Annotated in this window: 14 protein-coding genes; 6 read left to right on the top strand and 8 right to left on the bottom strand. The window is 63.3% G+C overall.

Features of this window, described 5'->3' with window-relative positions; genetic code table 11:
• Window positions 1–74 precede the first annotated feature (74 nt).
• The 3 genes from RN347_RS04095 to RN347_RS04085 are packed head-to-tail and all read left to right on the top strand — an operon-like array spanning window position 75 to window position 2293.
• The gene (locus RN347_RS04095) at window positions 75–764 is read left to right on the top strand and encodes a hypothetical protein (protein WP_311960272.1); all 690 of its coding nucleotides are present in this window, start codon (window positions 75–77) and stop codon (window positions 762–764) included.
• 15 nt (window positions 765–779) lie between these two features.
• Window positions 780–1706 carry a lysine exporter LysO family protein gene (locus RN347_RS04090; RefSeq protein ID WP_311960271.1) on the top strand — a complete coding sequence of 309 codons (927 nt, stop codon included), beginning with the start codon at window positions 780–782 and terminating at the stop codon, window positions 1704–1706.
• 41 nt (window positions 1707–1747) lie between these two features.
• On the top strand, window positions 1748–2293 hold the full coding sequence (locus RN347_RS04085; protein WP_311960270.1) for an isochorismatase family cysteine hydrolase: 546 nt from the start codon (window positions 1748–1750) through the stop codon (window positions 2291–2293).
• A 25-nt stretch (window positions 2294–2318) separates the two neighbouring features.
• On the opposite strand, the gene RN347_RS04080 is transcribed toward RN347_RS04085, so the two are convergent.
• From RN347_RS04080 to RN347_RS04055, 6 genes are all read right to left on the bottom strand, one after another.
• Window positions 2319–2912 carry a GNAT family protein gene (locus RN347_RS04080; RefSeq protein WP_311960269.1) on the bottom strand — a complete coding sequence of 198 codons (594 nt, stop codon included), beginning with the start codon at window positions 2910–2912 and terminating at the stop codon, window positions 2319–2321.
• Between the two features lie 53 nt (window positions 2913–2965).
• A complete protein-coding gene (locus RN347_RS04075) occupies window positions 2966–4165 on the bottom strand; it encodes a serine hydrolase (RefSeq protein ID WP_311960268.1) in 1200 nt (399 codons plus the stop codon).
• Window positions 4166–4185: 20 nt separating this feature from the next.
• Window positions 4186–6384 carry an OsmC domain/YcaO domain-containing protein gene (locus tag RN347_RS04070; protein WP_311960815.1) on the bottom strand — a complete coding sequence of 733 codons (2199 nt, stop codon included), beginning with the start codon at window positions 6382–6384 and terminating at the stop codon, window positions 4186–4188.
• A 106-nt stretch (window positions 6385–6490) separates the two neighbouring features.
• Window positions 6491–7801, bottom strand: coding sequence for an amino-acid N-acetyltransferase (gene argA, locus RN347_RS04065; protein WP_311960267.1), 1311 nt, complete (start codon window positions 7799–7801; stop codon window positions 6491–6493).
• 150 nt (window positions 7802–7951) lie between these two features.
• Window positions 7952–9217, bottom strand: a complete 1266-nt coding sequence (locus tag RN347_RS04060) for an inorganic phosphate transporter (RefSeq protein WP_263584874.1) — start codon at window positions 9215–9217, stop codon at window positions 7952–7954.
• 9 nt (window positions 9218–9226) lie between these two features.
• Entirely contained in the window at window positions 9227–9907 is a 681-nt protein-coding gene (locus RN347_RS04055) for a TIGR00153 family protein (protein WP_263584875.1), read from the bottom strand.
• 136 nt (window positions 9908–10043) lie between these two features.
• On the opposite strand from RN347_RS04055, the gene RN347_RS04050 reads away from it, so the two are divergent.
• Window positions 10044–10922 (top strand): CYTH domain-containing protein, encoded by an 879-nt coding sequence (locus RN347_RS04050; protein WP_263584876.1) that lies wholly within the window; start codon window positions 10044–10046, stop codon window positions 10920–10922.
• A 29-nt stretch (window positions 10923–10951) separates the two neighbouring features.
• Window positions 10952–11917, top strand: coding sequence for an ion transporter (locus RN347_RS04045; RefSeq protein WP_311960266.1), 966 nt, complete (start codon window positions 10952–10954; stop codon window positions 11915–11917).
• A 21-nt stretch (window positions 11918–11938) separates the two neighbouring features.
• Here the strand turns inward: RN347_RS04045 and RN347_RS04040 are convergent, their stop codons facing one another.
• Both RN347_RS04040 and RN347_RS04035 read right to left on the bottom strand, forming a co-directional pair.
• The gene (locus RN347_RS04040) at window positions 11939–12562 is read right to left on the bottom strand and encodes an L-threonylcarbamoyladenylate synthase (RefSeq protein WP_263584878.1); all 624 of its coding nucleotides are present in this window, start codon (window positions 12560–12562) and stop codon (window positions 11939–11941) included.
• Window positions 12563–12633: 71 nt separating this feature from the next.
• Window positions 12634–13572, bottom strand: a complete 939-nt coding sequence (locus tag RN347_RS04035) for a PHP domain-containing protein (RefSeq protein WP_263584879.1) — start codon at window positions 13570–13572, stop codon at window positions 12634–12636.
• Window positions 13573–13761: 189 nt separating this feature from the next.
• On the opposite strand from RN347_RS04035, the gene RN347_RS04030 reads away from it, so the two are divergent.
• A complete protein-coding gene (locus RN347_RS04030) occupies window positions 13762–14061 on the top strand; it encodes a YciI family protein (protein ID WP_263584880.1) in 300 nt (99 codons plus the stop codon).
• Window positions 14062–14193 lie beyond the last annotated feature (132 nt).

The following is a 14193-nucleotide window of genomic DNA, read 5'->3' as shown; positions in this document are numbered from 1 at the left end:
GGCCGCGACGTTTTGACTGAACGAAGCGCTGAGCTCGACGCTCTCAGGGAAGATTGAAGCAAAGGAGAAGGATCGTGCTCAAACCTGTACCTTCGCGCCGCCGCGCCGCCTGTCTGGCGCTTGCGTGCCTGACCATGGGCGTCACCGCGGCCAGCACTGCGGCCCAGACGCCGGAGCTTGTCGCCCCGCGCCCTTTCGAGGCGAGCTACCGGCTGGAAATTCGCGGCTGGCCCGGCGCCACCGTGCGCCATACGCTCAGTCAGGAAGGGCTTCATTGGCTCTCGAGCATGCGTTTTTCCATCGCCGTGGCCAAGGGTGAGGAGCGCAGCCGCTTCGCGGTGGAGGGCAACGACACCCGGGCGCTGCTCTATTCGAGCAGCTATTCCCTGCTGGGCGTCGGCGACGACTATACGCTTGGTGAGGCCGAGCTTACCGCCCTCGATCGTCAAACCGCACTGTTCGATCTGTCGCGCCGCGTGGAGCATTCCGAGTGCACCGAGCGCGCGCCCTGCGATATCACCTTTCTCGACCACCGCGGGCGCGACGAACACTTTCAGTACTACGTCCATCCGGACGCCATCGTGAGCGTTCCCGCCGGTGAGTTTCAGGCGCCGAGCGTTACGCTCACCGACGTCGAAAAGCCGGATCGCCATATCGACATTAGCTTTCACCCCCAGTGGCCCGGCCTGATTCTCTCGGCGGAGTACATCAAGGATGGCCGCCGGGATACCACCCTCACGTTGACACGGTTTGCACCGCAATAAGGCTCACCCACCCCCATGTTCTCCGGTTTACTCATCGTACTGCTGCCCCTGATCGGGGGCTATCTTCTGCGCGTTCGCTCACCGCGGCTGCTGGAACTCATCAATCGCGGCGTCAGCGCCTCGGTGTATCTGATTCTGCTGCTGATGGGCGTGAGCCTGGCCGGGCTCGAAAACCTGGCGGGCCAGCTCTCGACACTGGGCGGCAGCACGCTGGTGCTGTTTTCGATCACGATGGTGTTCAACCTGGCCGCCCTTGGCTGGCTATCGCGCAGGCTGACGCTCAAGGCTGGCGCATCAAACGTGGTCGAGAACGCGCCGACCAGCAAGCTTGCCGCGATCAAAGGCTCACTGTTACTGCTGGTGACGGTCGTACTGGGTGTGGTGTTGGGTCTGCTGCTGGCGCCGCTTTGGGGCCGCGAACTGTTCACCACGGCGGATCTGCTCGCCGAATGGGCGCTCTACGCGCTGCTCGTACTGATCGGGTGTCAGCTACGCAACTCCGGCATGGCGCTCAAGCAGATTCTGCTCAACCGGCTGGGGCTGGCCATCGCCGCGACGCTGGCAGCGAGTTCGCTACTGGCCGGGCTTGCCGCCGCGCCGCTTTTATCGCTGACGCCCTTTGAGGGGCTCGCCATGGCCTCGGGCTTTGGCTGGTATTCGCTCTCGGCGATTCTGATCGGCGACCAGCTCGGCCCGCTGCTCGGCGGCGTGGCGTTTTTCAACGACCTGGCCCGGGAGCTTTTAGCGTTCGTGCTGATTCCGCTGATCATACACCGCCACGCGCCGCTTGCCATCGGCGTCGGCGGCGCCACCTCGATGGATTTCACCCTACCGGTGATCCAGCAGCACGGCGGCGTGGCCTGCGTGCCGGTCGCGGTGGTCAGCGGCTTCATCCTGTCGCTTTTATCACCGCCGTTGATTTTGTTTTTTCTCTCGCTTTAGATACACCAGGGCGCAGCCACACCACGACCGAAGGGGCAGACATGAAAGCACTGATCAACATCGACTACACCGTTGACTTCGTCGCCGACACCGGCAGTCTCACCTGCGGCGCGCCGGGTCAGGCCATTCACGATGCCCTGCTGGCGCTGACGAAGTCGTTCGTCGAGGCCGGCGACTTCGTCGTGTTCGCCATCGATCGGCACGCTCAAGACGACCCCTACCATCCGGAAACGGCGCTCTTTCCGCCCCACAATATCGAGGGTACCGAGGGCCGGGCGCTCTATGGCGAGCTCGCGGCGTACCACGCAAGCGTAAAGCACGCACCCAACGTGCATACGATGGACAAGAGCCGCTACAGCGCCTTTCACGGCACCGACCTTGAAATCAAACTGCGCGAGCGCGGAATCACCGAGGTGCATCTGGTCGGCGTATGTACCGATATTTGCGTACTGCACACGGCGGTCGATGCTTACAACCGGGGGTTCAAAATCGTCGTCCATCAGAACGCCGTGGCAAGCTTCGACGCCGCCGGCCACGCCTGGGCGCTGGGTCACTTTCAGAACGTGCTGGGCGCCCAAGTGGTCTGACCCCGTATCGCGGTCAATAGCGTTCTCAGCCCGGCGTCAATCGCGCGAGCTTGCTCCTCAAATTCATGCGCACCGCCGGCCACTCGGATTCGATGATCGAATAGATCACGGTGTCGCGCAGCGAGCCATCACTCAGGATCTGGTGGGCGCGCAAAATACCGTCCTGCTTGGCGCCCAGCGACTCGATCGCCGCGCGCGAAGCCCGGTTGAAGAAGTGGGTGCGAAACTCGCAGGCAATTGCCCGGGAGGCCTCGAACAGGTTCGATAGCATCAGGAGCTTGCACTCGGCGTTCACTGCGGTGCCGCGCACGCTCTGGGAGTACCAGGTATAGCCGATCATCGCCCGGCGGTTGGCGGCGTCGACGGCGTAAAACCGCGTTGTACCGACGATATCGCCGCTGGCCAGGTGGCGCACGGCGTAGGCCAGGTGGCCGCGGCTGGCCTCTTCGATGGCCCGCTCCACGTAGGCGGCCATCTCTTCGGGGCGCGGGACACTGGCGTACCAGAGCGTCCAGCCCTGCCCGTCGCGCACCGCCTCTGCAAGCGCCTCGATATGCCCGGCGTTCAAGGGCTCCAGGCGCACGTGCTGGCCCTCGAGCTGCTGCTCCTGAATAAACATCGCTACCTCCTGACGGATGGCCCTTGTCTGCGCGACCGAGTCGCGCGGCTCGTCTAACGCTCGGCGCCGCTGGCGGCCAGGTGGTCGCTCAGGGCGTGGAAGAACTGGGTGACCGGGACGATTTCGAAGGCTTCCGCCTTGGGCTGGGCGCTGGTCATGGCGATGACCATATCGTTGTCCGGGTCGATGAACACCCACTGGCCGAAGATGCCCACCGCCGAGAAGGCATTATCACCTTCCGGCCACCAGGAGTAGCCGTACTCGATCTCCTCGCCACCGATCTCGTGAGGTCTTGCCGACTCCGTCACCCAACCTTCCGGCAGCACGTTCGGCGCACGCTGCTCCTCGAGCACGAACTGACCAAAGCGCGCATAGTCGCGTAGCGTGATCAGAAGCCCGCTTCCGCCGATCTCCTGGCCATCCTCGCCGTCGAGCCACCACTGTGCATCTGTTTCCATGCCATAGTTCGCCCAGATCTTCTCGGAGAGGTATTCAGAGGCGCTCTTGCCTACCGCACCGTTGATGATCGCCGAGAGCAGCTGGGTTTCGCCGGTGCTGTAGTTCCACACCGTGCCGGGGTCGGCGGCACGTTCGAGCCCGCCCATGAACTCGAGAATCGCGCCCGGGCGCTGCTCGAGCTGAAGCTCGAGCATCTGGCGGCGCTCGGAGTCCGGATCGGCGTAGGTTTCATCCCAGGCCACGCCGGAAGCCATCAAAAGAATCTGCTCGACGCTGACGTCGTCATAGACGCTGCCCTCGAGCGCCGGCACGTAGGTGCTGACCGGGTCGTCGAGACTTTCGATATGGCCATCCTTGAGCGCGGCGCCGATCAGCGTCGAGGAGACCGACTTGGCGATCGACATCGACATCCAGGGCGTCTGGGCGGTATTGCCGAGCGCGTACTGCTCGAACACCACGTCGTTGTCATGCACCGCCATCAGCCCGCTCACCCGGTTGAGCGCCATGAAGTCATAAATGTCGTAGGTCACGCCATCATGGGTCAGCGAGAAATCCTCAAGCGAGGCGTCGCGCTGACCAAACCGATGCGGCTCAGCCGCCGCCTTGACCGTGCGGGTTGGGAAGAGCCGGTCGATGTGGCGCGAAAGTTCGACCTGCTCGTCGGGCATCATCTGGCCGCTATACAGCTTTCGCACCTCGCTTTGGCTTTGCTCGGAGCTCTGGGCCCAGGCCGCCGGGGCAAGGGCCAGGGCGCTGGCGATCAGCGAGGTGTTGAGTAGCGTCGGTGTGGTCATATCACCCTCTCTTGATTGGCTCACGCAAGGCCCGCTTTGGCAGCACGCGCGGCGTGAAGTTTCCTGTAGCTTTCGATCAGGCGCTGGTGGCGCTCCAGGCCATCGAGCTGCAGGTTGGTGGGCGTGAGCCCGTAAAAGCGCACGGAGCCTTCGACGGAGCCGACCACCGCCGCCATGGTCGCCTCGCCGAACATGCGGGTGAAATTTGGCAGGTAGTCGTCGAGCTCCAGCTCGTCGTCCAGCGCGATCTCCAGCACCGCCTGTACCGCCTGGTAGAAGAGCCCGCGCTCGACGGTGTTGTCGTTGTACTGCAAAAACATCTCGACGCAGTCCAGCGCCTCGTCGAGCCGACCCAGCGCCAGAAAGATCAGAAGCTTGAGTTCCAATATAGTGAGCTGGCCCCAGACGGTGTTTTCGTCGAACTCGATGCCGATCAGCGTGATGATGTCGGCATGATCGTCCATCTGACTCTCTTCCAGGCGCTCGACCAGATCCGTGAGCGCCTCGTCGTCGAGGGCGTGGAGGTTGAGAATATCCTCGCGGTAGTCGAGCGCCTTGTTGGTGTTGTCCCAGATCAGATCCTCGATCGGGTACACCTCGGAGTAGCCCGGCACCAGAATGCGGCATACCGGCGCGCCGAGATCCTCGTGAACGGCCATGTACACCTCGGCGTCGAGCTCGGCGAAGATGTCGAACAGCGTCTCGGCCTCCTGCTGGGAGGTCTTGCGCCCTTCGTCGGTGAAGTCCCACTCGACGAACTCGAAGTTCGAGCGGGCGCTGAAAAAGCGCCAGGAGACCACGCCGACCGAGTCGATGAAGTGCTCGACGAAGTTGTTGGGCTCGGCCAGCGTCTGGGAGTTGAACGTCGGCAGCGGCAGATCGTTCAGGCCTTCGAAGCTGCGCCCCTGCAACAGTTCCGTGAGGCTACGTTCGAGTGCCACCTCGAAGCTTGGATGCGCGCCGAAGGAGGCGAACACGCCGCCGGTGCGCGGGTTCATGAGCGTCACACACATGACCGGGAACTGGCCGCCCATCGAGGCATCCTTCACCAGCACCGGGAAGCCCTGGGCCTCCAGCGCCTGGATGCCTTCGACAATACCCGGGTACTTCGCCAGCACCGCCTGCGGCACGTCCGGAAGCGCAAGCTCCTGCTCGAGAATGTCGCGCTTGACCGCGCGCTCGAAAATTTCCGACAGGCACTGCACCTGGGCTTCCGCCAGGGTGTTGCCGGCGCTCATGCCGTTACTCAGAAACAGATTCTCGATCAGATTCGACGGGAAGTAGACCGTCTCGCCATCCGAGTGGCGCGTAAACGGCAGCGAGACGATGCCGCGGTCCACGCGTCCGGAGTTGGTGTCGTAAAGATGCGAGCCGGCAAGCTCGCCTTCCGGGTTGTAGATCGCCCGCGTATGCGCATCGAGGATCTCGTCGGGCAGTTCGTCATTGGGGCCCGGCTGAAACCACTTTTCATTCGGGTAGTGGACGAAGTCACTGCCCGCGATCTCTTCGCCGAAGAACTGATCGTTGTAGAAGAAGTTGCACGACAGGCGCTCGATGAACTCGCCCAGCGCCGAGCACAGCGCGCTCTCCTTGGTCGCGCCCTTACCGTTGGTGAAGCACATGGGGGCGGCGGCGTCGCGAATGTGCAGCGACCAGACGTGGGGCACGATATTGCGCCAGGAGGCGATCTCGATCTTCATGCCCAGATCCGCAAGGATGCCGCTCATGGTGGCGATGGTCTGCTCCAGCGGTGCATCCTTGCCCTCAATAAACGTTTCGCCGCCTTCGGGGGCGCCCATGAGAAGCGCCTGAGCGTCCTCGTCGATGTTCTCGACCACCTCGATCTGAAACTCCGGGCCGGTCTGCACGACCTTTTTCACCGTGCAGCGGTCGATCGAGCGCAGCATGCCCTCGCGGTCCTTTTCGGAAATGTCCTCGGGCAGCTCGACCTGGATCTTGAAGATCTGCTTGTAGCGGTTTTCCGGGTCGACGATGTTGTTTTGGGAGAGCCGAATGTTGTCGGTCGGGATATTGCGCGCGTTGCAGTACACCTTGACGAAGTACGCCGCGCACATGGCGGATGAGGCCAGAAAGTAGTCGAAGGGGCCGGGGGCGGAGCCGTCGCCCTTGTAGCGAATCGGCTGATCCGAAATAACGCTGAAGTCGTCGAACTTCGCCTCGAGGCGAAGGTTGTCGAGATAGTTGACCTTGATTTCCATGGGGCAGACGTCCGAATCGATGAGTGTGCCCGGCGCGTTTATAGGGCTTTGGGCGATGGCCCCCATTATCCAGTTTTTCGCCCGCCCCGTCTGCCCGTCGCGCGTCTTACAGCGTTTTGATCAGCACCTTGGATTTGCGCGCGTGGTTGTAGGTATCGCGCCTGAGCGGCGGAAGCTCCTCCAGGCTTGCGTCCTGGAAGCCGTGCTCGACGAACCAGTGGGCGGTGTGAGTGGTGAGCACGAAAAGCGCCGCCAGCCCGGCTTTGCGCGCGCGCTGCTCGACGGCCTCGATCAGGCGCTCGCCGCGCTCGCCGCCGCGGTAGCTTTCGTGCACCGCCACGCAGGCCAGCTCGCCGACGCCGGCCTCCGAAAAGAGGTGCAGCGCCGCACAGCCGATCACCATGCCGTCGCGCTCGATCACCTGGTAGTCGTCGATCTCGTGCTCGAGGCGCGCGCGGGAGCGCGCCACCAGCATCCCGCGGCGCTCCAGCGGCTCGAGAAGCTCCAAAAGCCCCGCCACGTCGTTGAGCGTGGCGGCTCGAAGCTGCTCGTAGCGGTGCTCGGTGATCATCGTCCCCACGCCGTCGCGGGTAAAAAGCTCGCCCAGCAGCGCATCCGGGTCCTGCCAGCTGAGCAGGTGCGTGCGCGCCACGCCTTTGCGCGCCGCGGTAGAGGCCGCGCTCAGGTGGCGGGCGAGCTCGGAGCCGGGGGCGGCGGCGGCGAGCCGGGGCTCGGCCTCCTTCGGGCTGAGCTGGCGAAGCAGCCCGCCCTGCTCGTCTTCGAGGCCTTCCGAGTCGCCGAGCAGAATCAGTTTGTCCGCCTTGAGCGCTACGGCGGCGTGCTGAGCGACGTCGGCGGCGTCGAGATCGAACACCTCGCCGGTGCTGGAAAAGCCCAGCGGCGGCAGCAATACCAGCGACCCTTGGCTCAAAAGCTCCTGAATGGCACTGGCGCGCACCCGGCGCACCTCGCCGCTATGATCGAAATCCACCCCTTCGCGCACGCCCAGCGGCTTGGCGGTGACCAAGTTGCCGGAGACTACGCTTAACTCGACACCGTGCAGCGGGGAGCTTGGCAGCCCCAGGGAGAGGCGTGCCTCGAGCCACAGCCGCTGGTGGGACGCCACCTGCTCGACCTGAGCCATCACCGCGCGGTCGGCCACCCAGCGCCCGTCGACGTGAACGGGTGCCACGCCCGCCGCGGTGAGCGCAGCCTGCACCTGGGGGCGCACGCCGAACACCACGACCAGGCGAACGCCGAGCGTGTGCAACAGCGCCAGATCCTGAATCAGCTGCTCGCCACGGTGTGAGGCCATGGCGTCGCCTTCGATCAAAATCACGAAGGTTCGCCCGCGGTGCGCGTTGATGTACGGCGAGGCGTTACGAAACCAGTCGACAAAGGGGAAGCGTTTATCCAAGGGGCCGCTCTCCGGCGCAGAGTGAATGAAGGCATTGGCAGACCGACTACTTTAACAGAGCCCGAAAAACCAGCGCCAAAAAAAACGGCACCGCTTTGCAAGACTCGCCGGGGCGAAGCAAAACGGTGCCGCGTGGCAGGCGCGTTGGCGTTAGCCGAACATGCCCTTGAACATGAAGAAGAACACGATGGCCAGACACGCGCCCGCCGGCAGTGTGATCAGCCAGGACATCACGATGGTGCCGATGACGCGCAGATTGAGTGCGGCCATGCCGCGGGCAAGTCCCACGCCCAGCACCGCGCCGACCAGCGTGTGGGTGGTCGAGATCGGCAGGCCAGTGGCCGAGGCCAGTACCACGGTGCTCGCCGCGGCCAGGGTCGCAGCAAAGCCGCGGCTCGGCGTAAGCTCGGTGATGCCGGTGCCGACGGTGGCGATCACGCGGTGGCCGTAGGTCACCAGACCAAACACGATACCGCCACCACCGAGCACCAGCACCCACCAGGGCACCAGCGCGGCGCTGTCGATCATGCCTTCGCTACGCACCACGCTGATCACCGCGGCCAGTGGGCCGACCGCGTTGGCGACATCGTTGGAGCCGTGGGCGAACGCCATGGCGCAGGCGGTAAAGATCATCAGCACGCCAAATACGCGCTCGACGTTGGCGTAGCCGAAGTGGTCGGCGGCGTTTTGTTCGAACTTGATCCGCCGCTGCATGACGATCCCCAGCCCCATGATGGCCGCACCCAATAGAATCGAGAGGATCAGGCTTTGGCTAAAGCTCAGGTCGAGCCCGACGTGGGATAGCCCCTTGGTGAGCGTCACCATCGAGACGATGAAGCCGACCAGAAACACGTAGCCAGGCACGTAGCGCTTGGCGGCGGCAAAGGGGTCATTGCTTTCGAAAATCAAATGATGAACGGATTTGAACAGCACGTAGCCGATGGTACCGGCCAGAAGCGGCGACACCACCCAGCTCGAGGCGATCTGGGTCACCTTGTCCCAGGCCACCGCCTCGACCCCCAGGCCCACCGCGGCGAAACCGACGATGGCGCCGACGATCGAGTGGGTGGTCGAGACCGGCCAGCCCTTGGCCGAGGCCACCATCAGCCAGATACCGGCGGCCAGAAGCGCCGAGAGCATGCCGTAGACCAGAAACTGCGGATTGGCCTCCAAAAGCGCCGGGTCGATGATGCCGCCCCGAATGGTAGCAGTGACTTCGCCGCCGGCAAGCCAGGCGCCAAGAAACTCGAAAATCACCGCGATGATGATGGCCTGCTTGATGGTGATCGCTTTCGACCCCACCGAGGTTCCCATGGCGTTGGCGACATCGTTGGCGCCCACGCCCCAGGCCATGAAAAAGCCGAATACACAGGCGAGAATGATAAAAATATCGCCATACTGGGCAATAATCTGCATGCGGTCCCCTTAACGCGCGGTCAAAATCTGCAGTCGGCTACCCACGCGCTCGGCGCGGTCCGATACTTCGCCCACCCACTCGATGATCTTGTAAAGGAAGATCACATCCACCGGCGGCAGTACACTTTCGAGCTCGAAGAGCTGGCGGCGAATCGCCACCTGTTGATCGTCGGCCTGATGTTCCAGGGTATGCAGCTCGCGAATCATGTTCTGCATGACATCCGACACGTTGCGCCCGAAGCCGGATTCCAGCAGCTCCTTGAGCTCCTCGAGCGCCTGACGCGCCTGAGCCACGCAGGCTACGCTGGTGATCATGTAGTCGCGCATCGGCTCGGCAAGCTCATCCGGCACGCGCATTTTACGTCCCAGCATAATGCCGGTAATGTCACGCACCTTATTGGCGATCTTGTCCTGCACGCTGATCAGATCCAACAGATCCGAGCGCGATACCGGCAGGAACATGGTGCTGGGCAAATTCAAGCGCAGCTCGGTTTTCAGCGTGTCCGCGTCGTGCTCAAGACAGGTGACACGCTCACGCAGTGCCGTCGCGGTCTCCCAGTCGCCAGCCAGCGAGGCCTCGAAAAAGGGCAGCAGCTGATCGGCGCACTCGTTGGCCTTGACGATATGGGCCAGAAGCGGCTGGAAGGGCGAACGGCCGAACATGGCGGAAAAAGGATTGGAGGTAACCATAGTGCCTTTCATCCTGAGTGTGGAAAGCCTGAAAATGGCGGCGCTAGTATAAAGAGTGCGCCTGCCGCCGTCATGAAAAGTTCATAAAGACGTCGAAATTTAACGCAACGTTCACAAAAGCAAGGTAGCCATTGTCATGAAAGATCACTCCCCGCTCGAAGTAGAGCTTAAGCTAGCGCTGCCTGCCGCGTCCATCGACGCCCTTTTAAGCTACCCTGCCCTGGCCAAGGCCCCAACCCGAAAGCGCCTGACCAACACTTATTACGACACCCCCAATAAGGACCTTTCCCGCCAGGGCATCGCCGTGCGGCTGCGCCAGACCGGCGGGCAGACGCTGCAAACGGTCAAAACCAAAGGCCACGGCGGCGGCGGGCTCTCGACACGGGGCGAGTGGGAGTGGGCCGTGAGCAAAGGGCTGGATATAAAGGCGCTCGCCGCCCTGCCGCCGTTCGAGAACGTATCTATTGAGGCGCTCAAGGCCCTCACCCCGACGCTTGCCACGGATTTCGACCGGCGCAGCTGGATGATCGACTGGAACGATAGCCGCATCGAGCTCGTGCTCGATGAAGGCGAGGTCCGTGCCAACGGCGCGCGGGCCGTGATTTGTGAAATCGAGCTCGAGCTCAAGGAAGGCGCTCCCGATGCGCTCTGGTCGCTGGCGCTCTCGATGTCGAGTTTCGTCCCACTTCGCCCGAGCGATTCGAGCAAGGCCGCCCGCGGCAATGCCCTGAGTCATGGCGAGTGGACGCTGCCCCAGGCCGACACCCCCAGCGAGTGGCTGCACCGGGCGACGGTGGCGATGGACGCCTACCAGGACAGCCGCGAACCAGCGTACTTCGAGCACGCCGTTCGCGCCTACGAGACGCTGGCCGAGCATCCGGCGCTTGCCGAGCCGCTTCGCCCGACCGCGGCGGCGCTCGCTCGGGCGCTCGATAAAAACGCCACGAGTATCAGCTTTGGCTACAACGCCTTGAGTCTGGCGCATCGCCTGACCCTTGAAAGCGCGCTAAGCTGAACCGGCTTGCCACGTTCAAGGATAACGCCATGAGCCTTCACCTCGCGCCGGGCCCGGAAGGCCTGCGTTCGCAGCTTTTTCACATTATTTTCGAATCCGATACGCCCGGCGCCAAGGCCTTCGATCTGGCGCTGATCATCGCGATTCTCACCAGCGTCACGATCATCATCCTTGGCAGTGTCGAGAGCATCGCCCAGCCCTACGGGGAGATATTTCTCTACATCGAGTGGACGATCACGATCCTGTTCAGTATCGAGCTTCTGGTGCGCCTCTACTGCCTGGATCGACCGCTGGCCTATATCAAAAGCTTCTACGGCGCGGTGGACCTGATCGCCATTCTTCCCGCCTGGCTGGTGCTGCTGGTACCCGGCGCGCACGGGTTGGTGATCGTGCGCCTTTTGCGCGTGCTGCGTATTTTTCGCATTCTGCGAATGATGGAGTTCGTCGGCGAAGGCCACATGCTGCTCGAGGCGCTCAAGCGTAGCTCACGCCAGATTCTGCTCTTTTTCAGCAGCATTCTGATGGTGGTGACGCTGTTCGCCGCGCTGATGTACACCATCGAGTCCGAAGAGGCGGGCTTTACCAGCATTCCGATCTCGATCTACTGGGCGATCGTGAGCATGACCACGGTAGGTTACGGCGATATCGTGCCGTTAACGCCGCTGGGCAAATCGATCACGGTGATTTTGATGCTGCTGGGCTACTCGATCATCGCCGTGCCCACCGGCGTCTTCTCGGCCCAGGTAATCCGCTCCATTCGTGAGGACCGCTACTCGGAAGAGGCCTGCCCCGGTTGCGGTCACGACCACCACGAAAAGCGCGCCCGCTACTGCCTGCGTTGCGGCACCTGGCTCGACGAGTTCAGCGAGGACCCGCGCGAGGAGGAGCGACGCGAAAAGGAAGAGAAGAAGGCCCGGGAAGCGAAGGAGAAGATGGAGGAGTTGAAGCTCGAGGAGAAAAAGCGCGCCGATGAAGACGAGGACGCCGGCGACTAGTCGCCGGCGTCGCCCACAAGGCTAGCTCTCGAAGGGCGCGGTATCGCCGCGCCCTTCGCGCACGATGGTCGGCGGCATGGTGCGAAGATCGATCACGCTGGTGGGGTCCAGATGGCAGGCGCCCCCATCGATGATCAAATCCAGGTGTGCACTGAAGCGCTCGCGAATCTCTTCCGGGTCGTTCATGGGAAGCGTCTCGTCCACCGGGATGAGCGTCACGCTCATCAGGGGCTCCCCCAGGGCTTCGAGCAGCGCGTGGGTGATGCGATGGTCCGGCACGCGCACGCCGATCGAGCGGCGCTTAGGGTGGAGCAAAAGCCTTGGCACTTCGGTGGTCGCTTCCAGAATGTAGGTGTAGGGCCCCGGCGTGTGCGCCTTGAGCAGGCGAAACACCGCGTTATCCACCTTGGCATAGGTGCCGATTTCGGAGAGATCCGAACACACCAGGGTAAAGTTGTGCTTGTCGTCGAGCGAGCGCAGCCACTTGATCTTCTCGATCGCCTTTTTCTCGCCCAAATGGCAGCCCAGCGCGTAGCCCGAGTCCGTCGGATAGGCGATGACCCCGCCCTTGCGAATGATCTCGACGGCCTGGTCGATCAAGCGCTTTTGCGGATTTTCCGGATGGATCTGAAAATACTGGCTCATGGCTGACTCCTTGCCCTGTCACTTCTCGCCCGGCGGGCGGTGTTCCCCAAGCATAGCTCACGATGGCCGTGTCATGCCGGCGTGCCCACGGGCAGAAGCCCGGCGGGCGCCTCGTGTAAATGGATTAGCCGCGGATGCTGCCAGATCGGCCGCGCCGCGGTGCGCGGGATGGCGCTGGTGCTACCGGGGGCGGCGTGGCTGCCGGGAAAGTGAAAATCGCTGCCCAGGGAGGCATACAGGTCGCGCTCGACGAGCTGGCGCGCCAGATCGCGGGTGGCGTCCGGATTCTGCTGGCCGCTGACCAGCTCCACGGCCTGGCCGCCGGCGGCCACGAAGCTGTCCATCAGCTGGCCGCGCTTTCGCCGGGTCAGCCCGTAGCGAAGCGGGTGGGCGATCGCCGCTACCCCACCGGAGGCGACGACCCACTCGACCGCCTCACCGATCTCGGGCCAGTGCGCCTTGACGTCGCCCTTCTTGCCACTGCCCAGGTAGCGCTTGAAGGCGCTGGCCCAGTCCGGCACCAGCCCCTCTGCCACGAGCGCCCGGGCGAAGTCCGGGCGTCCCAGCGGGCGCTCGCTTCCGGCGTGTTCGCGCGCCTTGGCCAGCGCATCCTTGAGCCCCAACTTCTCCAGCCGCTGGGCGATCACCTCGGCGCGCTGAATACGCGCCTGGCGCTGCGCCTCGAGACCTTCGATGAGCGGCCCGCGGGCGCCCCCCGGCATCAGTGCCACCACGTGAATGTTGATGCCCTGCCAGCGCGTGGAGAGCTCGCAGCCGGCGATCAGACAAAGGCCTTCTCGCTCGCAGGCCAGTGCCGCCTCAGCCACGCCGTCCATGGTGTCGTGGTCGGTCAAAGCGATATGAGAAAGCCCGCGGCTTGCGCACAGCGCGACGAGATCGAAGGGCGACAGCGCGCCGTCGGAGGCGGTGGAATGCATGTGCAAATCCACCGGATAGCCGTGGTCGGCCTCGAAGCTTTCGGGCAGCACGGTCACAGGGAGTCGGGGCATGGGCATGACGTCGGTTGGGGAGTTTGTCAGAATGGGGGCCTTCACGTATAAATACGGGCGTTTGCACGCGCCGCGCCATGGTACCTAACGCGCGTGCGCCGTACCATGTACGCCGCGATATGAAACGCTGATTTTTATTCACGGCCCGCCCCCCAGACCACGCTTTGCGCTTAACGCCGAGGACACCCCATGCTCTACGCCATCATGAGTGAAGACGTTTCCGATAGTCTGGAAAAGCGCCAGGCGGCGCGCCCGGACCACCTCGCCCGCCTGGAAGCGCTACGCGACGAGGGCCGTCTGGTGCTGGCGGGCCCGCACCCGGCCATCGACAGCGAAAGCCCGGGAGATACCGGCTTCACCGGCAGCCTGGTCGTGGCGGAGTTCGATAGTCTGGACGACGCCCAGGCGTTTGCCGATAGCGACCCTTACGTGGCGGCAGGCGTCTACGCCCGCGTCACCGTGAAGCCCTTCAAAAAAGTAATGCCTTGATTTTTACGGGCTGCTATGGGGGTGCCGCCGGCTTTTGCACAGAGGCTGTGGAAAACTCTGTGAAAACACGGCGGACGCTTTTCTCAAAGCGAGAGAGTGCGCCCGTATTAACGAATTGATCATTTTTTAACC

Source organism: Halomonas sp. PAMB 3264 (genome assembly GCF_031954245.1).
Taxonomy (GTDB): Bacteria; Pseudomonadota; Gammaproteobacteria; order Pseudomonadales; family Halomonadaceae; genus Vreelandella.
Note: the sequence above shows the minus strand (reverse complement) of the source record. Positions and strands in the feature narration are given on the sequence as shown.